Origin of the sequence: Hufsiella ginkgonis (genome assembly GCF_009834915.1) — a bacterium.
Taxonomy (GTDB): domain Bacteria; phylum Bacteroidota; class Bacteroidia; order Sphingobacteriales; family Sphingobacteriaceae; genus Hufsiella; species Hufsiella ginkgonis.
In genome coordinates, this window is the sequence record NZ_WVHS01000004.1 from 34711 (window position 1) to 58490 (window position 23780).

Annotated in this window: 18 protein-coding genes; 13 read left to right on the forward strand and 5 right to left on the reverse strand. The window is 51.2% G+C overall.

Annotated features, from left to right (window positions below; all coding sequences use genetic code 11):
• From GS398_RS16555 to GS398_RS16570, 4 genes are read left to right on the forward strand one after another with little or no spacing between them, the layout of a single operon-like run.
• Complete coding sequence (locus GS398_RS16555) at window positions 1-2148, forward strand: urea transporter (RefSeq protein ID WP_160907931.1); 2148 nt, start codon at window positions 1-3, stop codon at window positions 2146-2148.
• Window positions 2124-3269, forward strand: coding sequence for a tetratricopeptide repeat protein (locus tag GS398_RS16560; RefSeq protein WP_160907932.1), 1146 nt, complete (start codon window positions 2124-2126; stop codon window positions 3267-3269). Before GS398_RS16555 ends, GS398_RS16560 begins: the two co-directional genes overlap by 25 nt.
• Complete coding sequence (locus GS398_RS16565) at window positions 3257-3877, forward strand: tetratricopeptide repeat protein (protein WP_160907933.1); 621 nt, start codon at window positions 3257-3259, stop codon at window positions 3875-3877. Before GS398_RS16560 ends, GS398_RS16565 begins: the two co-directional genes overlap by 13 nt.
• 39 nt (window positions 3878-3916) lie before the next feature.
• Window positions 3917-4312, forward strand: coding sequence for a hypothetical protein (locus GS398_RS16570; RefSeq protein ID WP_160907934.1), 396 nt, complete (start codon window positions 3917-3919; stop codon window positions 4310-4312).
• Here the strand turns inward: GS398_RS16570 and GS398_RS16575 are convergent.
• Window positions 4271-4822 carry an RNA polymerase sigma factor gene (locus GS398_RS16575; RefSeq protein WP_369410273.1) on the reverse strand — a complete coding sequence of 184 codons (552 nt, stop codon included), beginning with the start codon at window positions 4820-4822 and terminating at the stop codon, window positions 4271-4273. The genes GS398_RS16570 and GS398_RS16575 overlap by 42 nt on opposite strands.
• Window positions 4823-5097: 275 nt before the next feature.
• Between GS398_RS16575 and GS398_RS16580 the strand changes: the two genes are divergently transcribed.
• The 4 genes from GS398_RS16580 (at window position 5098) to GS398_RS16595 (ending at window position 11729) form a co-directional block, all read left to right on the forward strand.
• Window positions 5098-5685, forward strand: a complete 588-nt coding sequence (locus GS398_RS16580) for a biliverdin-producing heme oxygenase (protein ID WP_160907936.1) — start codon at window positions 5098-5100, stop codon at window positions 5683-5685.
• The gene (locus GS398_RS16585; RefSeq protein WP_160907937.1) at window positions 5663-7177 is read left to right on the forward strand and encodes a GAF domain-containing protein; all 1515 of its coding nucleotides are present in this window, start codon (window positions 5663-5665) and stop codon (window positions 7175-7177) included. Before GS398_RS16580 ends, GS398_RS16585 begins: the two co-directional genes overlap by 23 nt.
• 18 nt (window positions 7178-7195) lie before the next feature.
• Window positions 7196-11287, forward strand: a complete 4092-nt coding sequence (locus tag GS398_RS16590; RefSeq protein WP_160907938.1) for a chemotaxis protein CheB — start codon at window positions 7196-7198, stop codon at window positions 11285-11287.
• A 73-nt stretch (window positions 11288-11360) separates the two neighbouring features.
• A complete protein-coding gene (locus GS398_RS16595) occupies window positions 11361-11729 on the forward strand; it encodes a response regulator (protein ID WP_160907939.1) in 369 nt (122 codons plus the stop codon).
• Between the two features lie 7 nt (window positions 11730-11736).
• Here the strand turns inward: GS398_RS16595 and bshA are convergent, their stop codons facing one another.
• The 3 genes from bshA to GS398_RS16610 all read right to left on the reverse strand — a co-directional run bounded on the left by bshA (window position 11737) and on the right by GS398_RS16610 (window position 16395).
• The gene (gene bshA, locus GS398_RS16600) at window positions 11737-12876 is read right to left on the reverse strand and encodes an N-acetyl-alpha-D-glucosaminyl L-malate synthase BshA (RefSeq protein ID WP_160907940.1); all 1140 of its coding nucleotides are present in this window, start codon (window positions 12874-12876) and stop codon (window positions 11737-11739) included.
• An 83-nt stretch (window positions 12877-12959) separates the two neighbouring features.
• The gene (locus GS398_RS16605) at window positions 12960-14789 is read right to left on the reverse strand and encodes a serine hydrolase domain-containing protein (protein WP_160907941.1); all 1830 of its coding nucleotides are present in this window, start codon (window positions 14787-14789) and stop codon (window positions 12960-12962) included.
• Window positions 14764-16395, reverse strand: coding sequence for an amidohydrolase (locus tag GS398_RS16610; RefSeq protein WP_160907942.1), 1632 nt, complete (start codon window positions 16393-16395; stop codon window positions 14764-14766). Before GS398_RS16610 ends, GS398_RS16605 begins: the two co-directional genes overlap by 26 nt.
• A gap of 530 nt (window positions 16396-16925) precedes the next feature.
• Between GS398_RS16610 and mutL the strand changes: the two genes are divergently transcribed.
• Genes mutL through cysS form a run of 5 tightly spaced genes read left to right on the forward strand, consistent with a single transcriptional unit; the run spans window position 16926 to window position 23064 of the window.
• Window positions 16926-18779: a DNA mismatch repair endonuclease MutL gene (gene mutL / locus GS398_RS16615; RefSeq protein ID WP_160907943.1), complete on the forward strand. Its 1854-nt coding sequence runs from the start codon at window positions 16926-16928 to the stop codon at window positions 18777-18779.
• A 53-nt stretch (window positions 18780-18832) separates the two neighbouring features.
• A complete protein-coding gene (locus GS398_RS16620) occupies window positions 18833-19570 on the forward strand; it encodes a rhomboid family intramembrane serine protease (RefSeq protein WP_160907944.1) in 738 nt (245 codons plus the stop codon).
• Window positions 19567-20415, forward strand: coding sequence for a rhomboid family protein (locus GS398_RS16625; RefSeq protein ID WP_160907945.1), 849 nt, complete (start codon window positions 19567-19569; stop codon window positions 20413-20415). The genes GS398_RS16620 and GS398_RS16625 overlap by 4 nt, the downstream gene beginning before the upstream one ends.
• Complete coding sequence (locus tag GS398_RS16630; protein WP_160907946.1) at window positions 20396-21553, forward strand: endonuclease/exonuclease/phosphatase family protein; 1158 nt, start codon at window positions 20396-20398, stop codon at window positions 21551-21553. The genes GS398_RS16625 and GS398_RS16630 overlap by 20 nt, the downstream gene beginning before the upstream one ends.
• Window positions 21554-21600: 47 nt before the next feature.
• Window positions 21601-23064, forward strand: a complete 1464-nt coding sequence (gene cysS / locus GS398_RS16635; RefSeq protein WP_160907947.1) for a cysteine--tRNA ligase — start codon at window positions 21601-21603, stop codon at window positions 23062-23064.
• A gap of 3 nt (window positions 23065-23067) precedes the next feature.
• Here cysS and GS398_RS16640 read toward each other — a convergent pair whose 3' ends face one another.
• Window positions 23068-23748 (reverse strand): hypothetical protein, encoded by a 681-nt coding sequence (locus tag GS398_RS16640; protein WP_160907948.1) that lies wholly within the window; start codon window positions 23746-23748, stop codon window positions 23068-23070.
• Between the last annotated feature and the right edge of the window lie 32 nt (window positions 23749-23780).

The following is a 23780-nucleotide window of genomic DNA, read 5'->3' on the forward strand; positions in this document are numbered from 1 at the left end:
ATGAAGAAGCACGCTGAATATTACCTGCAAGCCACGCTGAACAGCTACGCTATCGTATTTTTTTCGCAGAATAAGACGCTGGCGGCGATCATGCTGGTGGTGTCGTTCTTCAATTTCCATGCGGGCATCTCCGCATTGCTGGCGGTAGTGGCGTCGCTGGTAATGGTCACCGTATCCGGGTTCTCCAAAGAAACCGCGAAAACCGGCCTCTACACTTTCAACTCCATGCTGCTGGGGATCGGGTTCGGCACATTCTTTAACTTTAACCAGGCGTACTGGATCTGGCTGGCTACCGCACTTCTTACCTGTATTTTCCTGAGCGTCACGCTTATCTCGCTGCTTGGCAAGTATAACCTGCCGGTATTGTCCATCCCGTTCATCCTCACCTTCTGGCTGGTGTTGACGGGCGCCAACAGTCCCATCAACCTCGGCCTCGGGCAGCAGACGAGCTCGCTGTTGTTCGAATGGCTAACCGGCGGGCTCGGCCCCATTACCGGGCTCTCCAGTTACCTGAATGGCTCCGGGCTGCCTGGCTATATCGGGCTTTTCTTTCGCTCGGTAAGCTCCGTATTGTTCCAGAACAATATCCTGGCGGGCATTTTACTAAGCATCGGCCTGCTCATCCACTCGCGGATCGGGTTCAGCTTGCTGGTTACCGGGTTCATTACATCCTGCCTGTTCAACCATTACCTCAGGATGTACCCCGACGGCATCAGCAATTACCACCTCGGTGCTAATTTTATGATGGTGGCGGCATCAATCGGCGGGTTCTTCCTGGTCCCCTCCTGGCGGTCGTATATTTGGGCCGTATTTACCGTTCCGGTGAGCTTCCTGATGGTAAGCGCGCTGGGCAATATTCTCGGCGCCTTCGACCTGCCGGTATTTTCCATGCCATTTTGTATCGTCACCCTGGGCTTACTGTATTTTTTCCTGCTGAGGGTGCATGCGGTAAAGCTGCAGCTTACTCCTTACCAGTTCTATTCGCCTGAAAAGAACCTTTACCAGTTCCTCAACGTGCGGGAGCGTCTCCAGGACCTGCAATATGTAAAACTTACCCTCCCATTTATGGGGAGCTGGGCGGTTTCGCAGGGGTATGATGGCGGTATCACCCACAAGGGCGATTGGGGAAAGGCGCTCGATTTCGTGATCAGGGATGCAGATGGAAAGACCTACCGGTCGGGGGGAACGCTCCCCGAGCACTTTTACTGCTACAACAAGCCTGTGCTGGCCTGCGCCGACGGCACCATCGAGGAAGTGATCAGCTATATAGACGACAACGCGATCGGTCATGTGAACATGGTACAGAATTGGGGCAACACCATCATCATCCGCCATGCGCACGGCCTGTACACCAAGATCTCGCACCTTAAAAAGAATTCGGCGAAAGTTAAACCGGGCGATTTTGTAAAGCGCGGCGACCTGCTGGCACTTTGCGGCAATTCGGGGCGTTCGCCGGAGCCGCACCTCCATTTCCAGGTACAGGCTACTCCGTATATCGGGGCTAAAACCCTCGAATACCCGTTAGCTGCCTTTACCCGCAATGGCAGCTACGTAAATTTTGGCATCCCTGCCGAGGGAGACCTGCTGCAGCCGCCCGAATTAAATTACCAGGTTAAGAAAGCGTTCGACTTTAAACCCGGGTACGTAGCGACGGTCAGCTCGGCCGGTACCACAGAGACCTGGGAAGTATTTACCGATGCGTACAACCACACTTATTTTTTCTCGAAAGAAACGAATGCGGTGGCTTATTTCATCAATAACGATACGAAGTTCTATTTCACCAACTTCTATGGCGATAAAGATTCGCTGCTGTATCTTTTCTACTTATCGGCCTACAGCATCAATTTCAGCGACCACCCGGCTACCGATTTTTACCCGCTTAACCTGGGAATTAACCGGGCGGTACTCTGGCTGCAGGATATCGTTTCTCCGTTTTACAGCTTCATTAAACTTAACTACCACAGTCATGCCGAAAGCGGGGCAAACGGCCCGACCATCAACACCACGGCCGTGTCGGTGGTCGGCAGCCATAACCAGGCATTCCTTGCGGCGCAGATCGGCATAGAAGACAATCGCCTGGCAGTGGTAGGGATAACGTTCAAAAACCGGTCAATACAACTACAATGGCAATCAAAAGAGCTCTTTTAACGTTTGTGCTGCTGGGCGCAGCAGCCCTTACACGGGCGCAGCAGGCCGATTTCCGGTCGGCCGACAGCGTATCGCTTGCCCGGTACAATTCCGCCAACTGGCGGGGGCTGGTTGACTATGCGCGCACGGCAATTGCCGCCGGTAACGATTTCCCGGCGCTGCGGCTTCGGGCTGCGTATGCCGAGATGATGCTAGGCCGTTACAGCGCGGCGCTGGTCCAATACCAGGCCGTATTAAAGCAGGACGACCGCAACCAAACCGCGCTCTATTTCCTGTCGCTCTGCAACAGCAACCTGAACCGCGACAATGAGGCCGATTACTTTGTCCGTAACCTGGAAAACAAAACGGTCGGGGGCCGCGCGGTCCGTTCCTTTGCCATTACCCGTTTCGGCATCGAAACCAGCGTTAAGATGCCGCAAATAGTTACCCGCGGCAACGCATCCTACACCCGTGCAGCCTTAAAGAACCGGATCGGGTATTCGTTGTCGCTCGATCAATCGCTGAGTTATTTCGGCCAAGCGTTCCCGGGCGACCGGAACCGGCAATTCGAATATTATGGCAAGCTGCAATACATGCCGGTGGCCAATCTTTCGCTGCTGGGCGCTTTTCACTACCTCAACAGCTCATTTATTGCCTCCAGCACCCAAAATGCGGTAGCCTTCGGCGGTTTGAAATACAGCTTCGCCTATGGCTCCCTGCAGGCCGATGCCAGTACCGGCAAGATCAACGGCGAAAATAGCCGGCAATACAACGCTGCGCTCTCTTACTACCCCCTAGGGAGCCTGGCGCTGTACGGCGCCAGCCGCGTCTCGCTCCTCACCAGCGGCGATAGGCAAAACACGGTGTTCAGCCAGTCGGTCGGCTTTAAAACGGGCCGGAAAACCTGGTTCGACGGGCTGGTGGTCATCGGCGACCTTCCCGGCTTCGCGGAAGCAGATAACCTGTATATTTTTAACTCGATCGACGTCACTACGCTTAAAATCGCCGCCACGGGATATTATCTTATTAATCCGAACGTTACACTTTACCTGAACCTGTTATATGAGCAAAAGCTCGAAAACACCAACCAACTAACTTATCGTCAAAACTCAATAACTGCCGGCCTGACATGGAAATTTTAAAGAAAACATTAATAGTTTCATTTATCGTAATGATGCACATGGGTGTGCGGGCGCAAAGTGCATCCGTTTTACAGAAAGCGTTCCAGAACAGCTATAACAACGAAACGAAGAAGAATTACGCGGCCGCTATCAGCGACATCACCCCGTATTATTCGGAGAACAATTACGAGGTAAACATCCGCCTGGGATGGCTGAATTACCTCAACAAGAATTATACAGCGTCACAGAATTACTACCAGAGAGCGGTGACCCTGAAGCCCAATTCTATCGAAGCAAGATTCGGTTATGTGAAGCCCCTGTCGCTGCTCACCAACTGGAACAACGTGCTCGACCAGTATAATGCCATTCTGAAGATCGACCCCCAAAATACGCAGGCGAACTACTGGGCCGGGGTGATCTACTACAACCGCAAGCAGTACCCGAATGCCATAAAGCTGTTTTCGAAAGTAGTTGCGTTGTATCCTTTTGATTACGACGGCAACCACATGCTGGGCTGGGCAAACCTGATGACGGGCAAGAAAGAGGAAGCCAGGGCGCTATTTGAAAAAGCGTTGCTCATAAATCCCGGAGATACCTCGAGCTTAGATGGGTTAAGTAAGAGCAGGTAGCAAATTAATGCTATATTTAACTCACTAACCAATGTCTTAATGGCCGAAAAACGTAAGCGCCGCCACCGGAAGCGGTCTAAATTGCGTGTTCCATTTAATTGGAAAACGTTCCTGGTGATCCTGTTTATCTGGTACGCCGTTTCGCTGGTGTCGCTTATCGGGAACATCGCACTGAGCGAGAATACCGCCACCGGGCTGGACCTGTTCCTGGATAAAGTACATACGGTTTTCAGGTTCCCTGTTCTTACCTTTTTCGGGAGGCTCCTCGGAGATCTGACGCTCCCGGGACTATTTATTAACAGCCTGATCTACGGGATCCTGTTCGAGCGGATCATCAGCTACGTTACCGCGCGGGAAGCAAAAGCGGTGATAAGAAAAAAACGCGGGTTGAGGTCAGTTAAAGTAAGCTCTCAGGAACCTGATAGCCACGCGTAAACGGGTTTTTAGCGTGCCCACGGGGATCTGCAGTTGCTCTGCGGCTTCAGTGTGCGTGTATCCCTGGAAATAAACCAGGTCGACAATGACCTGGTGCTCGGGTTTCAGCCGGCAGGCGAGGGTCCTGATCCCGATATGATCGGGGTTTTTAGTGGAATTATACACGATCTCGAGGCTGGCGGTATGCTCCCCGATACGCTCGTCGCTTTTGGTATTGCGGGAATATTTACTTCGCACCTGGTCTATGGCCATGTTCCGCGCCATATTGGCCAGCCAGGTGAACAGCCTTCCCTTCGAAGCATCGTAACGTTCGAAAGATCGCCATATTTTTACAAACGTGTCCTGCAGAATATCTTCGGCAATTTCTTCGGTCTTTACAATGCGGAGGATAATGCCATACAATGCGGCTGAGTAATTGTCGTACAAGGTTCCGATGGCTTTCCGGTCTCCCGCCAGCAATCCTGCGATCAATTCCTCTTCGGAGATCTTGACTTTGAGCGGTGTTATCACCCTTGGGTGTATTTCAGAAGATTGTTCTGGAGTGAGGTAAAGTGCCAACATAGGAAACCGGGTTACACATGTACAGCACAAAATCCAGGCCCCAATACAATATAGGGCTTTTATAGCGATCGCGCCGGTTAACTGACCTAAATTTCGCCCTGCCGGCGGACAGTATACTAAACAGGTGTGGTGATTGTGCAGCCTGTTCACTTAAATAAAAATATTCTATAAATTAGGCGCAGTTTACCTTTGAAACCTAACTCCGTCCTGCATACGAATAAATAATGCTCAGTGATCAACTAAAAGAAGACACCAAACAGTCTCATCAAACGCTCGAAAAACGGCTGGTCGCAAAGATCAGGGCCACCAGCACCCCTGGTGATTATGTACAGTTGCTACGCCTGTTTTGGGGTTTTTATAACGGCCTGGAAGAACGTATTGCGGCAGTAATGCCGGACGCGGAACAGGCGAGCCCGCACTTTGCAGGGAGGAAATCGTCACTGATCCTGGATGATATCGCATGTTTCGTAACCGCTCCCCCTTACGTAGTGCCGGCAACCGTCGACCTGCCGGAGATCCTCGACCAGCAGCAGGCCATGGGCGCACTATACGTGCTCGAAGGCTCGACCCTGGGTGGCCGGGTAATTGCTAAAATGATCGGCGAAAGATTGGGACTGAAGGGCAAAAGGGGGTTAACATTTTTTGAAGGTTACGGCGATAAAACCTGGAAGAACTGGGAAGCCTTTAAACGCGCCCTCGACATTCTGCCCCGCAACCCGGTCGAAACCGACCGGGTGATCGCTTCCGCCAATGAAACATTTTCAAAATTTAACACCTGGGTAGATCGATATGAGTCCGAGAACCAACTATGATTCCAACTTTTGCGGGAGCCTTCCGCTGCATCTTACAAACCTGGTTCAATCGTATGGATACCTGCTGGTATTGGACCTGGCCGGTCTCCGCATTGTACAGCTAAGCGAAAACAGCGAAGAGCTGTTCGGGCAACCGGTAGAAAAAGTAGTCGGCCAGTCATTTTCCGATTACCTGTCTCCCGCCGACATCGCCAACCTGGAGGAGAAACTCGCTTCCGGCATCCGCGAAAAGATCCCGTTCAATTTCACCTTTGGTGAGTCCAAACGGGAGGTCCTGGCGTTGGTGCACCTGCGCGACGACCATATCCTGGCAGAGCTCGAACCCGTTTCTCCAGCGCACAAAAAGGGTTTTACGGAGGTGTATAACGAGATCCGCTATGTCATAGCAGCCATCGATACCGCGGAAACGCTCGGGCAGGCCAGCGCCATTGCCGTCCGCGAACTTAAAAAGCTATCGGGATTCGACAAGATCATGATGTACCGGTTCGACGAGGAATGGAACGGCACCGTGATCGCCGAAATTATGGAAGAGGGTATGGAACCGTATATGGGCCTCACCTTTCCCGCTTCGGATGTGCCCAAACAAGCCCGCGCCCTGTACCTCAAAAACCCGTACCGCCTGATCCCCGACAGGGAATATACCCCGGTAAGGCTGTACCCGGTGATAAACCCTATTACCCAATCGTTCCTCGACCTTTCTGATTGCAACTTACGCAGCGTGGCCGCCGTGCACATCGAATACCTCCGTAATATGAAGGTAACCGCCTCGATGTCGACCCGCGTGATCCGCAACGGCGAGCTCTGGGGCCTCATTTCCTGCCACCACCGCGAACCCAAGTACCTCGACCAGGAATCGTGCTCCATCTTCGAGCTGCTCTCTGATGTGATCTCCTCCCGGATCGACCACATTATCCGGAAGGAAGAATACGATTTTTCTAACCGTCTCCAACAAAATTACGCGAAACTGGTTGAATACATTTATTCGGAAAACGACTTCGTAAGCGGTTTGCTGAAAGATGACGTGAACGTAATGGACTTTTTGGGGGCAGGTGGAGTGGCGATAACGGGCAGAGGCCGGACAGGGACGCTGGGAAACGTGCCCGATGCAGAGAAAATAGAAAACCTGGTGCTGTGGCTCCAGGCCAAAGGCATCGACCATGTATACACGGAGGCGAACCTCGCAGCGGTATATGATGGTGCAGCAGACTATTCCGCGATCGCCAGCGGGATCATCGTGGTGCCCATCGACGCGGAGGAAGGCCACTACGTGATCGGCTTCAGGCCGGAGGTGATAAAAGATATCAACTGGGGCGGAAATCCCAACGAAGCCATCCATTTCGAACCGGGTAAAAACAACTATCACCCCCGTCACTCCTTCCAGGTGTGGCAAGAACGGGTGAAAGACACCGCGATAGCGTGGAGCGAACAGGAGATCAACTGGGCGGAGCGTTTGCGGAATTTTATTTTCGAGTACAACATCAAGCATTCGTAAGAACGCTGAACTGAATTAATGGCTTTAAAGGATCACTATATCATTGCAATCGGGGCTTCCGCAGGCGGGCTGGAGGCTATCCACGAGTTCTTTGATCATATGCCGCAGAACGAGCACCTTTCGTTCGTGATTATTCAGCACCTATCGCCTGATTATAAAAGCTTACTGGTTGAGCTGGTCTCCAAACACACCCACATGAAGGTGTACGAGGCCGGCAATGAAATGGTGATCCAGAAAGAATGCATCTACGTGATCCCCAACAACAAAACCATGACGGTACGTAACGGGTCGCTGCAGCTTTCGGAAAAGAAAGACAGTAAGTCGCCCAATACCGCCATCGACCTGTTTTTAAACACCCTGGCCGAAGACCGTAAGGACAAGGCGATCGCCATCATCCTCTCGGGAACCGGCACTGACGGCACGCGCGGCATTAAGACGATTAAAGAGTGCGAAGGCCTTGTCGTTGTGCAGGACCCCGCTACCGCGAAATTCGACGGCATGCCCCAAAGCGCCATCGCTTCCGGCTATGCCGACCTGATCCTCTCCCCGGAGATGATGCCCGAGGAGATCTACAACTACATTAAGGAAACGCCGGTCCATGTGCTCAATGAGGGCAAGATCGACGAAGATCTGCTGGAAGAGGTGTTCAGGCTGGTATATAACTCGAGTAATTTCGATTTCCAGTTTTACAAAACACCCACCATCATCCGGCGTATCGGGCGTCGAATGTCGCAGCTGGGTGTTGGGAACCTGGATGGATACGTGCGGTACCTGGGGCAAAACCCACAGGAAGCGCGCCTGCTGAGCAAAGACTTCCTGATCAACGTCACACAGTTCTTCCGCGACCGGGTGGCATTTGAGCTGTTGTCGGAGAAAGTGCTTCCCCGCATCCTGGAACACAAGGGACCGCACGACCCGTTAAAGGTGTGGATCTGCGCATGCAGTACGGGGGAGGAAGCGTATTCGATGGCCATCCAGATCGACCGGTACCTGGAGCTTACCGGTACAGTGGCCGACGTAAAGATCTTCGCCACCGACATCGACAGCGCCAACATCGAATATGCTTCGAAAAACGCTTATCCCCTGGCTATTGCGAAGGACATACCACCGGAGATCCTCGCCAGGTATTTCATCAGAGAGGGCAAAACCTATTCGCTGATCCCGCATATCCGTAAACAAGTGGTTTTCGCCAGGCATAACGTGATTAAGGACCCGCCTTTCATAAAAAATGACCTGGTAAGCTGTCGCAACATGCTGATCTACATGAACAGCATCCTGCAGCATAAGGTGCTTTCAACCTTTCACTTCGCGCTCAAAGACCACGGGTTCCTGTTCCTCGGACCGAGCGAAACAGCCGGCTATATTAAGCAGGGCATCGAGGAGATCGACTCCAAATGGAAAATCTACCGCAAAACAGGGGCGATTAAGAACGACCACGAAGTATACAGGAACGTTGACGGCCTGAGAACCGGCGCAGAAAAAAGAACGCCCCCCGCTGCAAAAGAAGGCATTGCGGCTAAAACGGAGCCCGGTGTAAACGAATTTGTGAAGACGCTGACCGAAGACCTCGGTTACGTGAGCTTTTATATTGATGAGAACTACGAGATCCGGGAAACCATCGGCGATTTTAACCGCTTTCTTTCGCTTCCCGATAAGAAGCTGAACCTGAACATCCTGAAGATGGTTGCACCCGAATTGTCGGCTGCCTTAACACCCGCCATCCGCAAATCCCGGAAGGAAGGAAAAAAGATCCTGCTTAAGAATGTGCGCGTAAAGCAGCGTAATAAGGATATTTTCCTGCAGGTGATCGTAAAGCAGGTACAGCTTAACAACATTCTAACCACCCTGATCGTGGTGGGTGAAAACGGGCTGATCGCCGGAGGAACGGAACCGGAGGCCCCGGCGATGCGGGACCAGGAGCATACCAGTTACGTGTTTGAGCTGGAGTCGGAGCTGACGGAAACACGCCGCAACCTGCAGCTGGCCATCGAAGGCCTGGAAACGACGAACGAGGAGCTGCAGTCAAGTAACGAGGAACTGCTGTCGGCCAACGAGGAGCTGCAAAGCTCTAACGAGGAGCTGCAGTCGCTGAACGAAGAGCTGCACACGCTCAATACCGAGCACCAGCTGAAGATCAAGGAACTGATCGACCTGAACGACGACCTGAACAATTACTTCAGGAGCACGGGCATCGGGCAGGTTTTCCTGGACCCCAACATGCGGATCAGGAAGTTTAACCCTGCCGCTGCCAGCCTTATCAACCTGATAGACACCGATATCGGCCGGCCGCTTAACCATATTTCGAATAACCTGCAGTACGAACCGCTGTTCAATGATGCCCGCCAGGTGATCGATACCGGTAAATTGGCCGAAAAAGAGTTGGTGCTTACCGATGGCAACACCGTGATCATGCGCATAATGCCCTACCTGCGCAAGGACAAAAAGACCGACGGCGCGGTGATCACTTTCGTGGACGTTACCGAAATACATGAGCTGAACAACATCGTAAAGGGCGTATTCAATGCCAGCCTGAGCGCGATCATGGCGCTGAACGCCGTACACGATGAACAAAACAAGATCGTCGACTTCGCCTGGGTGAGCCTCAATTACGCCGCCGAAAACCTGCTGGGCAACGGGAATGATTACCTGGCCGGCAAATCACTAAAAAAGCATGCTGCCGATTTCGTGAAACCCTGGGTCTTCGAAAAACTGGTGAAGGTAGTAGAGTCCGGGAAGCCGCTGCAAACTGAACTTCAGGTCCTATATGAAGAAACGGAACGATGGTTCGAGGTGACGGCCGTAAAAATGAAAGAGGGGCTGGTGACAACCTTTACCGAGATCACCGCCAGGAAGCTCTCTGACCAGAAGTTAAAAAAGAACTATAATGAACTGATAACCGCGCGCGAAAGCCTCAAAAAGCTGAACGCGGCACTGGAAGACAAAGTAAAAGAACGCACCCGCGAACTCTCGGAGAACGAAGAGCGGTTCAGGCTCGTATCGCAGGCCACCAATGACACGATCTGGGACTGGGACATCGTGATGAACAAAACCTGGTGGAGCCACAATTTCCAATCGGCGTTTGGCTACCCGGGTAACGAGACCAGCCGCAGCTTCTGGCTGAGCAAAGTGCATCCCGACGACCGCGGAAAGGTAAGCGGCAGCCTGAACGACGCCATAAACAAAAACGAAAAGCAATGGCATGCTGCGTACCGTTTCTTAAAAGCGGACGGAAAATACGCCAGCGTGCTCGATCGTGCATTTATTTTACACGACGAGTTCCACACGCCATACCGCATGCTCGGTTCTATGTTCGACGTAACGCGCCTCAACGAGGCGGAGCAAAAGCTCCGCGAAAGCGAACTGCAAGCGACCAGGCTGCTGCTGGAGAAAAAGGACGAGTTTATGAGCATTGCCAGTCATGAGTTAAAAACGCCGATCACCAGTATGAAGGCCTCCCTCCAGATCGTGCAGCGCCTGGCTAAAAACGGGCAGGGCAACGAGAAGATCCAGCCTTTTATAGACAAAGCCAATATACAGGTAAGCAAACTCACCGGGCTGGTGGAAGATCTGCTGGATGTCACCAAGATCCAGGCAGGAAAGATGAAACTCGACAAATCACTGTTCAGGATCGGTGAAGCCATTCGCGACAGCATCGACCAGGTACAGTATGAATCGGCGGCGCACAAAGTGGAGGTTGAGGGCGATACCGACCTGGAAGTGTATGCCGATAAACACCGGCTGGAACAAGTGATCATTAATTTCCTCTCAAATGCCATCAAATACTCACCGGGAGCAGAAAAAGTAAAATTATCTGTTGGCTATCAAAACAATTCGCTCAAACTGGCTGTTACGGATTTTGGCATTGGCATCCCTGGGGATAAAATGGCCTACGTTTTCGACAGATTTTTCAGAGTACAGGAATCGTCTCAGAAATTTTCGGGTCTCGGGCTGGGGTTATATATCTCGTCAGGAATTATTGCCAGGCATGAGGGGGAAATAGGGGTTGATAGCCAGGAAGGAAAAGGCACAACATTTTGGTTCACTATTCCGTACAAAGCCGAAGCTGATAGCCAGGGGCCTTACCCGGAAGCCAATAGCCTTCAGCACTGAGCTATCAGCTAGCACTCGCATTTAAATTAACACGATCTTGTACGCTTTAAGGATTGACCATCCAGTTAACCACATGGGAAAACGCATACTCATTTTTGATGACGACATTGACATTCTTTCAATATGCAGTTACATTTTAGAAGAACAGGGATGGGAAGTGCATACTTCCACTAACTGCAATAACATCGTAGACAAAGTGAGCGGCGTAGGTCCGGATGTGATCCTGATGGATAACTGGATTCCCGATTCCGGCGGCATTGTGGCAACCCAAACCATTAAAAAGCAGCCGGACCTGAAAAATATCCCGGTGATCTATTTCTCAGCCAATAACGACATACAAACGCTGGCTACGCAGGCAGGAGCAGACACTTTCCTTTCCAAGCCGTTCGACATCGATGAACTGGAAAACGTGATCAACAGGGTACGCTTAACCGGCTCTTAGCAGGCTGCTAGATCAGCGCCTGCGAACGCTGAACCACTTCCTGGTAATATTCCTCGTATTTGGGAAGAATCGTGCTGAGTTCAAACTCCCTGGCACGGGCGAGGGCGTTCTCTTTAAAGCCTGCTAAACGGGCATCGTCTTCAAGGATGAATATGGCGTTTTTCGCCATGTCGCCGACATCGCCGATACCGCTCATAAACCCGGTTACGCCGTTTACGTTCAATTCCGGCAGGCCGCCGGCATCAGTGGAGATCACCGGCACCTGGCAGGCCATGGCTTCGAGTGCGGCAAGACCGAAACTCTCCGATTCCGAAGGCATCAGGAACAGGTCTGCAATGGATAGGATCTCTTCTACGGCGTCTTGTTTTCCAAGGAAGCGGACGTAATCGCTGATCCCCAGCTCACGGCTCAGCTGTTCGCAATTTACACGGTCCTGCCCGTCGCCTACCATCAGCAGCTTGGAAGGAACTTCTTCCGAGATCTTTTTAAAGATCCGGATCACGTCCGAAGCGCGTTTCACCTTGCGGAAGTTGGAGGTGTGCACCACGATGCGCTCATTATTAGGCGCGATGGCCTTTTTAAAATGATCTTTTGACTTCAGGCTAAACCTGGAAAGATCGATAAAATTAGGGATCACCCGGATCTCGTTCTCGATATCGAAATGCTCGAAAGTAGCCCGCTTCAGGTCCTCCGAAACAGCCGTCACCCCGTCAGACTGGTTAATGGAAAAGGTAACTACCGGCTTATAGGTCATGTCTTTTCCCACCAGGGTGATGTCTGTACCATGCAGCGTGGTGATAAAAGGGATCTGGATGCCATACGTGGCCAGGATCTGCTTGGCCATAAAAGCGGCAGAAGCGTGCGGAATGGCGTAATGTACGTGTAAGATATCCAGTTTCTCGAAACGTACCACATCTACCAGCTTACTGGCCAGCGCCAGCTCGTAAGGCGGAAAATCAAATAATGGATACTTGGAGACCGAAACCTCGTGATAATACAGGTTTTCGGAAAAGAAATCGAGCCTTGCAGGCTGGCTGTACGTAATAAAGTGTACCTGGTGGCCTTTATCAGCCAATGCTTTACCCAGCTCAGTGGCTACCACTCCGCTCCCCCCGAAGGTAGGATAACATACAATTCCGATTTTCATTGCTGCAAAGTAAAAGCAATTGCATGAATGAATTGTTTTCGGGAGGTAATATTTGAGACCGGGGAATGGGAAACACGGTCCTCCTATAACCCCTTCTTTATCGCCTCATACACCACATCCTGGATCCTCGGCCGTATGCTCAGGTTCAGCAGCTTGTCGGTAACCTGCGGGTTCACCCGGTTCGAGAGGAAAATATAAACGAGGTTATACTGCGGGTCTATCCAAACACAGGTCCCGGTGTAACCGGTGTGCCCAAAGGTTTGGGGAGAAGCAAATTCTGAAGGATAATGCTTGGAAACCTCCGGGTCCCAGCGATCGAAACCATAGCCGCGGCGGCTCACCCCGGATTGTTTCGCGGTGAAAAGGTCTACTGTTTCGGGTTTAAAATATTGGCGACCGCCATAGGTTCCTTTATTGAGTACCATCTGGTACAAAATAGCCAGGTCGTTTGCACTGGCAAAAAGACCGGCATGACCGGAAACTCCGCCTACCATGGCCGCACCTTGGTCATGTACATACCCCACGAGCAGCGTTTTGCGGAAATAGGTATCATCTTCCGTTGGCACGATGCGGTCGCGGTCGAAACGGTTACGCGGGTTAAAACCTGCCGTTTGCATGCCAAGCGGCGTGTAGAAGTTCTTCAGCACGTATTGATCGAGCGGCTCGTTGGTAATGCCCTCTACGATCTCTTTCATATAATACATGCTCAGGTCGCTGTAAACATATTTTCCGCGGGTCTCGAGCCTCGAATTCAGCATTTGGGGCCACATTACTTCTTTGTAATAGTTTTTGCGCATGAAGTAATTATCGGCGGCCTTGGTAGGAAACTCAGCGGAAGAATCGCGGCTAAAATCACCTGGCTTCAAATTCTGGTAAAACGGAATGAACGAAACGAAACCCGCCTGGTGAAGCATCACTTCCTTCACTTGAATGTCCTGCCTGTTTGTACCGCGGGTGCGGGCGATGTACTTGCTGAGCGTGCTGTCGAGACTCAGCTGACCCGTTTCTACCAGGTGCATCACTTCCATGGTTGTGGCAGAGATCTTGGTAACGGACGCCAGGTCAAAAATATCGGTGATCTTTTCTGCGCGCGCCTTATCATACTGGTGGCTGCCATAGGCCTTGTTCAGGATCACTTTTCCATCCTTTACCACCATTACCACGGCGCCCGGCGCGGCATGCTCGCGAATGGCTTCTGCGGCTACCTGGTCGATCTTGCCGAGGTTGGCGGCATTGATCCCCACTTCTTCCGGCACGGTATATTTAAGGCGGATTTTAGCGGTACTGAAGCCCGCTCCCTCGCGGAATTTCTGACCGAACGCCTGCTTAAGCACGTTGGTTACCGCTACGCCGCCGAAAACGGCCTGGGCGGTACAAGAAGCCGCTTCCGGGGTAAATTGCGGCGACCAGATCACCGGCGAGCTCAGGGTTTCCAACGCGGTGAGCCCTTTACCATTACCGAACAACACGATCAACAGCTTCTTTTTCTTCTCCGTCTCGCGGATAAAGTTCACTACGCGCTGGTCGGTAAGTGCTGCATCAGGAACCTGGATCACCAGCGTATTGTAGTATTTGGTATCGTCGACCAGCGGATCTAATGAACCCGCGGCAAGGTAGGAACTTGCGGAAAAACCGTCAACCCGGGCATATTTATTCAACAGGCTGTCGAAAACCGCATGGTAAGCAAACCCCAGGTCGAGAGATGCAATTTTGAGATCTTCGATCGCGGTAAGCGGCAGGAACCGGCTTTCGTTATTTAAAACAACGGCATCCTGTTCGGCCTGTTTTACGTTCTCCAGCCACTTCTGGTTGGCTTTATGATCCTGGCCGTTGGCGCAGGAGGTGAGAGAAAAGATACCTATTATTACCAGGAGGAACTTGCCGGCATTATTTCCCGTAGACTTTTTCACCATTAATGTACGTTTTTAATACTTTAGTATTCAATAATTTAGATGACGGAACTTTCATAAGGTCCTGGTCCAGCACCACGAAATCGGCAAACTTACCTGCTTCCAGGCTTCCTTTCTCCTTCTCCTCGAAGCTCCCTTTAGCGGCCCAGATCGTCATGCCCAGGAGCGCTTCTTTGCGGGTCAGCGCGTTTTCGGGCTGGAAGCCCCCGGCGGGATAGCCTTTGGCGTCCTTACGTACCACTGCAGCATAGAACGTTAATAGCGGGTCGATATTTTCCACCGGGAAGTCTGTGCCCAGCACCAGCCAGCCGTTTTCCTTCAGCAATTGCTTATAGGCGTAAGCACCTTTCAGCCGGGCGTTGCCCAGGCGGTCGCCGGCCCAGTACATATCAGAGGTGGCATGTGTGGGCTGCACCGATGGGACCACCGAGTTTTCGCCAAAAAGCCTTAAATCGGCCGGGTTCAGCACCTGTGCGTGCTCTATCCGCCAGCGGCGATCGTTTTTACCCTTCAATACTTTTGCGTAAATGTTCAGGACTTCGCGGTTGGCGGAGTCGCCGATGGCATGGGTACACATCTGGAAGCCTTTGTCGGCTATCTTCTGCGCCACGTCGGCAAAATGTTCTTTGGTATTGAGCAGGAAGCCATATTTACCGGGCCGGTCGGCATAAGGCTCCAGCAAGCACGCGCCACGTGAGCCAAGTGCACCATCGGCGTATACCTTAAAGGAACGTACATTCAACCGGTCGCTTTTAAAGGCCCCGTTCTTAAACAAGTAGTCGAAGTTCTTCTGATCGTCGGAAAGCATCACGTACATCCTCATTTTAAGCTTATTGCTTTGCTGCAGTGCATCGATCACGCTGATCATGGGATAATCAAGACCGCAATCCACCACGCTGGTCAATCCCACGGCGAAACAATTGCGCTGGGCGTCAAGCAGCGATTCGTTCATCTGGCCGATAGAAGCCGCAGGGATCTTATGGCTCACCAGGTCTACCGCGTTATCTACCAGCAACCCGGTTAGTTTTGTGCCTTTTACAGCGATCTCGCCACCGCTTACTTTTGTGGCGACGGTCACCTTCGCGCTATCTAATGCGAGCTGGTTTACGATAGCGGCGTGCCCGTCGATCCGGGAAAGCAGTACGGGCCTGCCTGGAAAGAGTTTATTCAGTTCCGTATTATCGGGAAATTCCTTATTGGTCCAGTCGTTCTGGTCCCACCCGCGACCCAGGATCCAGCCTTCATTATTGATAGCTGCGAACGCCTTTACACGGTCCACGATCTCCTGCCAGCTTTTGGTACCCACCAGGTCTACCGTCTGGAGCCCTTCGCCATATCGGAAAAAGTGCGAATGACCGTCGATAAACCCCGGGTAGATAAATTTCCCGGCGGCGTCCATTTGCTGTTTGGTCTCGAAGGCGCTGAGCACTTCGTCATCGGTACCGGTCATCACGATCTTACCTTCGTGTATCGCCATCGCTTCAGCAGTAGAAAAAAGACTGTCGGCCGTATAAATGTGTGCATTAAAAACGATGAGGTCCGCATCACTTTTTTTTCTGCAGGAGCAGAACAGGATGGCAGCGAGTAAAACCGGGAACAATTTCTTCATTTCAAAGGGAGGCTATGGCTGATAAAGATAAAAAGCTTTTAATGATATAAGCGAAAACGGGCGATATTGTTGCCAAGGCATAAAAAAACCCGGGATGGCGTCCCGGGTCTTTTTTGGTTAGTTTGATTAATCCCATCTAGCAGCAACTGCAATCTTCATTTTTTTTCGGGGCGAAAAGAGGTTATCCCCGTATGTACCCTGCACTACTTTGCCCCGTGAAACACGGTCTTCGGCTTTTTGTGCTCACACCAAAAGAAGGCTTCATGGTGTGATCTTTTAATTAGTTAGTGTAAAAGTTTTATGAAGATATAAGCCTTAATCATTATCTCCAAATCGGTATAACGAAATATATTAAGCCTTGATTTCTTTGAATTTAACAAAACAAACCGCTCATTGAATTTTTTCAACAAAAAATGCCGGCAACGATTATACTTTTTAAAAATTGCAACCAATCTTTAAAAAATTTACAAAAATTTAGCAAACGTAAAAAAACGGGTTTAAGGTCAAAAATTAGCTAATTTTGCCTGAATATGTCTGATATCATCCGCCTTTTACCTGATTCCGTTGCAAACCAGATAGCCGCCGGTGAAGTAGTACAGCGTCCGGCATCGGCGGTAAAGGAACTTATTGAAAACTCGATAGATGCGGGCGCCGATAAGATCCAGTTGCTGGTAACCGATGCGGGCAAATCGCTGATCCGGGTGATCGACAACGGCTGTGGAATGAGCGTTACCGATGCACGCATGTGTTTCGAACGGCACGCCACCTCCAAGATAAAAAAGGCCGAAGATCTTTTCGCCATCCGCACCATGGGGTTTCGGGGCGAGGCCATGGCATCGATCGCCGCCATCGCGCATGTGGAGCTGCGCACGCGCCGCTACGACGACGAGCTGGGGACCTGCATCACTATCGAAGGGTCGGAAGTGGTCTCGCAGGAGCCGGTTTCATGTCCTACCGGGACTAGTATCAGTGTAAAAAACCTGTTCTTCAATATCCCCGCACGGCGGAATTTCCTGAAAGGGAACGCCGTAGAAATGCGGCACGTGATCGACGAGTTCCAGCGCCTCGCCCTCGCCCATCCCGGTATCTTCTTTACGCTGCATCATGACGGCAGCGAGGTATTCCATCTCCCGCCGGGAAACCTTAAACAACGTATCATTCACCTTTTCGGCAATGCCTACAACCAGAAACTGGTACCGGTAGAGGAAGAAACAACCATTATCACCATTAAAGGGTACGCCGGTAAGCCGGAGTTCGCGAAAAAGACGCGCGGCGAACAATTCTTTTTTATTAACAAACGGTTTATTAAAGACCCATACCTCAACCATGCGGTGCTTACCGCCTACAAGGATATTCTGCCCGAAGACAGTTACCCGCTGTACGTTTTATATCTTGATATCGACCCTGCCAGGATCGACATTAACGTGCATCCCACCAAAACCGAAGTAAAATACCAGGACGAAAAATCCGTGTATGCCATTGTACGTTCGGCGGTTAAACGGGCGCTCGGGCGATACAACATCACTCCCTCCCTCGATTTTAACCAGGAAACCGGTTTCAGCAACATGATCACGCCGATGGACCCGGGAGATATCGTTACCCCGTCGATCAGCTTCAATCCCGACTTTAACCCGTTCCACCAGGAAGATCCTGAAAGGAAGACCACAGCAGCGCCCTCCTATCACCAGGGCGGGCAGAGCGCCGCCATTTCCAGGAACTGGGGTTCGTTGTACGATATCGTGTTGACGTCTCCGCAGGCGCAGTCGCGGATGGACCTGGACGATACCGACGAGGAACAGCGCATCCTGCCCTCTTCCGATAAACACATCTTCCAGCTCCATAACCGTTACCTGATCTCGCAGATCAAGTCGGGTTTTATGCTCATCGACCAGCAGGCAGCGCATGAGCGGATCCTGTACGAACGTTTCGAACAGCAGCTGGAAAACCGGCAGGGAGCAAGCCAGCAAAGCCTCTTCCCGCAAACGGTGAGCTTCAGCCCTTCCGATTTCGGGCTTGCCAAAGAGCTGCTTCCCGACATCGAGGCGCTGGGTTTCCGCATACGTGAATTTGGCCGCAACACCCTCGTAGTGGAAGGCGTGCCCGCAGAGCTGACGACCAACATCAACGAAGCGGAAATGCTCGAGCAGCTGATTGAAGGTTTTAAAAACAATCACGCTTTGCTGAAGTTTAACAGGCGCGATAATCTTGCGCGCACGCTGGCGCGAAACGCAGCACTGAAAGCAGGAACTCCCTTGTCGCAGGAAGAAATGAATTTACTGATCGATGAATTATTTGCCTGTAAAATGCCGGATGCTTCCCTACAGGGAAAACCAATTATCCTTACTTTTACGCTTGCAGAGATCCTGCAGAAATTCGACAGGTAGTCTGTTGGGCCGGGAGGCAAAACGCCGAAACGCAAAAGCTAAAGAAAATACGTATGAGTAGTTACAGGCCATCGCCTTTTGCCAACATTACGCCGGTCGTTAAAAACCTGCTGATCATTAATATCATCTTTTTCATTGCCACGTACCTGTTCAGCAACTTCCCGGTTACCTATTACCTGGGTATTTCTTACTTCGACTCCAATATGTTTAAAGTATGGCAGCTGGTCACCTATATGTTCATGCACGGCGGGTTCCAGCATATCTTGTTTAACATGCTTGGTCTTTTCTCGTTCGGTATTATCCTGGAACAGGTAATGGGCTCCAAAAGATTTTTAAATTTCTACCTGATCACCGGCATCGGGGCGGCATTGCTGCATATGACGGTAGTAGCCTTCGAGGTTCATGCTATCACCGGGAGCTTTATTAACCCAGGGGTGGTCGTAAACTCCGACCACAGCGGCACCATCGCCATTCCAGGGCTCGACGGCGCACAGCAGCAACAGCTCTTCGATTTATACGCCGCGCCTATGGTGGGCGCTTCGGGGGCTATTTTCGGCCTGCTGCTTGCTTTTGGCATGTTATTCCCCGAAATGGAAATATCGATGATGTTCATTCCCGTACCGGTCAAGGCAAAGGTGATTATACCGTTATACATCGTTGTTGAATTATTTTTTGGTGTTCACAAAATACCAGGCGATTCCGTGGCACATTTCGCGCACCTGGGTGGCGCGTTATTCGGGTACTTATTGCTGAAAGCCTGGGGAATCCGTCAACCGGGAGGTTATTTATGAGAAGGCCCTATCAAAATCCATCAAAATTCGACCTGTTTAAAGGCAGCAGGATCAACCTCTTTATCGCGGTAAATGTGGCGGTGTTCCTGGTCATTAACGTGGTAGGGTTCCTGTTTAATAAAACCAGCGTATTTAACGACTGGCTGGAGATCAACCTTTCCATGCCCTCGGACCTGCCGGCCCTGGCCTTTAAGTTCTGGACGCCTTTTACTTACATGTTCACCCATGCCGACTTCTGGCACATCTTTTTTAACATGATCTGGCTGTTCTGGATCGGCAGCATCCTGGAAGACTTCCTCAACAAGAAGCAGATCACCTTCATTTATATTGCCGGTGGCCTTGCGGGCGGGATCCTGTTCCTGCTGGCATTCAACCTTTTTCCCGCTTTCCGGGAAATGAAGGGATCGAGCATCCTGCTGGGCGCATCGGGCTCGGTAACGGCCATCGTGCTGGCTGCCGCCGTCTTGTTACCTGAATACGGCATTATGCTTTTTGGCGTACTCGAGCTCCGGTTAAAATACCTGGCGCTGATCTTTGTAGCTATGGATGTGCTCGGGATCGTAAAAAACCCCGGCGGAAGCTTCGCACATATCGGCGGCGCCCTGCTGGGATTTATTTATATCAGGCAGCTGCAGAGCGGAAACGATTGGAGCCGCCTGTTCCAGAAACAGCGTAAGCTTAAAGTAGTAAGCCGGGGAAATCCCGGCGGAGCTACCATTCCTGACCAGGAAGTCATCGACCGGATCCTGGATAAGATCAGTCGTTCCGGCATCGAAAGCCTCAGTAAACAGGAAAAGGAACAACTGTCAAACCTCAGCAAAAGCAATGAAACAAAAGAAAGGTAAATCACGTCCGGGCTTTTTTGCCAGGTTGATGTTTTTTGCCAATTGTATCGTGGCCATGTTGTTGTTATTGAGTTATCTCGCCCCCCTTACCGATCCGCAAACATTCTGGCCAATTGCGTTTTTAGGGCTTGCCTACCCGATCCTGCTGCCCGTTAACCTGTTTTTTATGGTATACTGGATGTTTGGAAGAGCCAGGCTGGCACTGGTATCACTGGCCTGCATCCTTATCGGCTACCGCTCGCTGGCCGGCACATTTGGTTTCCGCACGGGCGATGAAGACGGGTCGGCCAAATCGTCGCCCGATCTGCTGCGCGTAATGACCTACAACGTGCACCTCCTGCGTACCTTTTACGAGCAGGAAAATTCTTCCCCGATCCGCGACCAGATGTTCGAGCTCACCCGCATCGAGCAACCCGATATCATTTGCTTCCAGGAGTTCATCACCCGCGCAAAAGGGCCGATGGACAACATCAGGCTCCTGAAAAGGATCACCGGCACCGAACACGTTTACTATGTGCCTAACAGTGGCAACGACTTCGAATCGCAGGGCCTCGCTATCTTTTCCAGGTTCCCCATCTTGAACGCCGGCAGTCTCCTGTTTCCCAATACCAGCCGCGGGAACGAAGCGATCTTTGCCGATATCTGGTTCAATAACCGGGTGATCAGGGTTTATAACGTGCACTTCCAGTCCATCGGCTTCCAGCCCGAAGACTACAAATACATGAAAGATGTGATCGGCGCGAATAAATCTGATGATGTAAAATCCTTCAGGCGCATCCTCAGCCGCCTCAAACGCGCCTTTATTAAACGCGGCGAACAGGCAAAGTTGCTAAAGACCCATACCCTCGCCTGTAAAACTCCTTTTATGGTGATGGGCGATTTTAACGACACCCCGGTATCTTACACCTTACACCTCATGGAAAAGGATGTTAAGAACGCTTTCCGCGAAAAAGGAAGCGGCCTCGGCATTACCTATAACGGCGATTTCCCCAACTTCCAGATCGATTATATCCTGGCCTCGAACGCCTTTACCGTGAAGACGTACAACATCCCCAGGAAAAAACTATCCGATCATTACGCGGTGCGAAGCGATCTTTACCTCGCTCCCCCCGCTACCGGTTCGCCTGATAAGAAATAACGGGCGGCATATTTATTGTTCATTCCAAGTTCCTTAACTTCGCCCACATGAATCCGAATACCCAACTTGTACTGTATAACACCATTTCCCGGCAAAAAGAGGCCTTCGAGCCCATCAATGCACCGTTCGTGGGAATGTATGTTTGCGGACCGACCGTTTACGGTGACGTACATTTGGGGAACTGCCGCACGTTTGTATCGTTCGACCTGATCAACCGGTACCTGCTGCACCTTGGCTATAAAGTAAGGTACGTACGCAACATTACCGATGCAGGTCACCTGGAAGGCGACCGCGATGAGGGCGATGATAAATTTTCAAAGAAAGCGAGAATCGAGCAGCTGGAGCCAATGGAAATCGTACAGCGATATACTATTGGGTTTCATGACATCATGCGGATGTTCAACGCGTTACCGCCGAGCATCGAGCCTACTGCCACCGGTCATATCTCTGAGCAGATAGAGATGGTCCGCGAAATCATCGGTAAGGGATATGCATACGAAGTGAACGGATCCGTTTATTTCGATGTTGAAAAATATAGCAGGCAATATAACTATACTATCCTCACCAACAGGCAGATGGATGACCTGCTGGCCGGCACGCGCGATCTTGGCGGACAAGATGAAAAACGCGGCCGCCTGGATTTTGCGCTATGGATAAAAGCCAAGCCTGAACATATTATGCGCTGGCCATCGCCGTGGGGAGTCGGGTTCCCGGGCTGGCATATCGAATGCTCGGCCATGAGCAGTAAATACCTGGGCGACCAGTTCGACATCCACGGAGGTGGAATGGACCTGGCGGCTACGCATCACACCAACGAGATCGCACAGTCGCAGGCCTGCAACCACACTCAACCCGCTAAATATTGGCTGCATACCAATATGCTTACCGTCAACGGCACCCGCATGTCCAAATCGGCCGGTAACGGCTTTTTACCGCAGGAACTTTTCACAGGCGATCATCCCCTTCTTAAGCGCGGCTATTCGCCCATGACCGTCCGTTTCTTTATGCTGCAGGCACATTACCGCAGTACGCTCGACTTTTCGAACGAAGCCCTCGACGCTTCTGAGAAAGGCTTTAAGCGCCTCATGAACGCCTATGACCTGCTGGGGAAACTAAAGACTTCGAATACCTCCGACTTTGACATCGAAGACCTTCGCGCACGCTGTTACACAGCAATGAGCGATGACTTTAACAGCCCGATCCTCATTGCCGAACTGTTTGAAGCGGCACGCATCATCAATACCGTATACGATGGAAAAGGCGCGATCGACGAGAAGAACCTCTCGTCGCTCAAAGAGCTGATGAGCAATTTTATTCTCGATGTGCTCGGGCTGAAAGAAGAAACATGCCAGACCGATGACCTGGGCCAACTCATGGACTTCATTATCTCGTTGCGTCTCGACGCGAAAAACAATAAGGATTATGCCACCTCTGACAAGATCCGCAATGCGCTGAGTAAAATCGGGATCCAGTTAAAAGACGGTAAAGAAGGCACTACCTGGAGCAAATAGGTTTCAGGACGCCGTAGCGAATGCGATCAGGTCGCGCAGATCCTGGTCTTTTTTTAGATCCGTATGGTTCGACTTCATGAATGTCTCCAGTTCCGCAGCTTTTTTGGGGAATAGCTCCATGATCGATCTTTTATCACGCTTAAGCTTCACAGGGGCAATACCGGTACCCGGGGACCCGATGTAATAAGCCACATTCGTAAAGATCTTTTTAGTGGTAGTGGATGAGCCATATTCCTTACTCGAGATCACCGTTTTTACGGTGCGTTTTAACAACATCTCCTTGCCTGCCGACATCACTTCGTAAAAAGATTGCCCGGTTGCGCCGTCCACGGGCGCAAAGCCGCTCATAAAACGCGAGGTGCAGGCCAGTCTCTTATCCACGTAGAAGATGCTAAACTCCCTGATAGCCAACTCAAAGTTCATTGCGTCGCCCCTATCGTACCGGAACATCACCTTATCAGCGACCTGGTCATATTTAAGCTCCAGGTCCTTGTACTTTTTACCGTCCGAAAGCACCGCCTCCCCTTCCGCCCAGTCGTACAGGTAAGGAGACCCTTCCTCTACTTCATAATTAATGATATATGCCGGCTTGGAGAAGTTCGTATTTTCTACAAAAATTGTTGTTTGTGCCTTCGCAAACACGACAGGGCTAAATAAACAAAGGAGAAAAATCGCTGTTTTCATTAGATTTGCCGATTATCTTGACTATAGGTAAA

Excerpts from the sequence above, each read along its gene's own strand:
- GS398_RS16555 (WP_160907931.1), top strand. The coding sequence starts at position 1 with ATGAAGAAGCACGCTGAATATTACCTGCAAGCCACGCTGAACAGCTAC.
- GS398_RS16560 (WP_160907932.1), top strand. The coding sequence starts at position 2,124 with ATGGCAATCAAAAGAGCTCTTTTAACGTTTGTGCTGCTGGGCGCAGCA.
- GS398_RS16565 (WP_160907933.1), top strand. The coding sequence starts at position 3,257 with ATGGAAATTTTAAAGAAAACATTAATAGTTTCATTTATCGTAATGATG.
- GS398_RS16570 (WP_160907934.1), top strand. The coding sequence starts at position 3,917 with ATGGCCGAAAAACGTAAGCGCCGCCACCGGAAGCGGTCTAAATTGCGT.
- GS398_RS16580 (WP_160907936.1), top strand. The coding sequence starts at position 5,098 with ATGCTCAGTGATCAACTAAAAGAAGACACCAAACAGTCTCATCAAACG.
- GS398_RS16585 (WP_160907937.1), top strand. The coding sequence starts at position 5,663 with ATGAGTCCGAGAACCAACTATGATTCCAACTTTTGCGGGAGCCTTCCG.
- GS398_RS16590 (WP_160907938.1), top strand. The coding sequence starts at position 7,196 with ATGGCTTTAAAGGATCACTATATCATTGCAATCGGGGCTTCCGCAGGC.
- GS398_RS16595 (WP_160907939.1), top strand. The coding sequence starts at position 11,361 with ATGGGAAAACGCATACTCATTTTTGATGACGACATTGACATTCTTTCA.
- bshA (WP_160907940.1), bottom strand. The coding sequence starts at position 12,876 with ATGAAAATCGGAATTGTATGTTATCCTACCTTCGGGGGGAGCGGAGTG.
- GS398_RS16605 (WP_160907941.1), bottom strand. The coding sequence starts at position 14,789 with ATGGTGAAAAAGTCTACGGGAAATAATGCCGGCAAGTTCCTCCTGGTA.
- GS398_RS16610 (WP_160907942.1), bottom strand. The coding sequence starts at position 16,395 with ATGAAGAAATTGTTCCCGGTTTTACTCGCTGCCATCCTGTTCTGCTCC.
- mutL (WP_160907943.1), top strand. The coding sequence starts at position 16,926 with ATGTCTGATATCATCCGCCTTTTACCTGATTCCGTTGCAAACCAGATA.
- GS398_RS16620 (WP_160907944.1), top strand. The coding sequence starts at position 18,833 with ATGAGTAGTTACAGGCCATCGCCTTTTGCCAACATTACGCCGGTCGTT.
- GS398_RS16625 (WP_160907945.1), top strand. The coding sequence starts at position 19,567 with ATGAGAAGGCCCTATCAAAATCCATCAAAATTCGACCTGTTTAAAGGC.
- GS398_RS16630 (WP_160907946.1), top strand. The coding sequence starts at position 20,396 with ATGAAACAAAAGAAAGGTAAATCACGTCCGGGCTTTTTTGCCAGGTTG.
- cysS (WP_160907947.1), top strand. The coding sequence starts at position 21,601 with ATGAATCCGAATACCCAACTTGTACTGTATAACACCATTTCCCGGCAA.
- GS398_RS16640 (WP_160907948.1), bottom strand. The coding sequence starts at position 23,748 with ATGAAAACAGCGATTTTTCTCCTTTGTTTATTTAGCCCTGTCGTGTTT.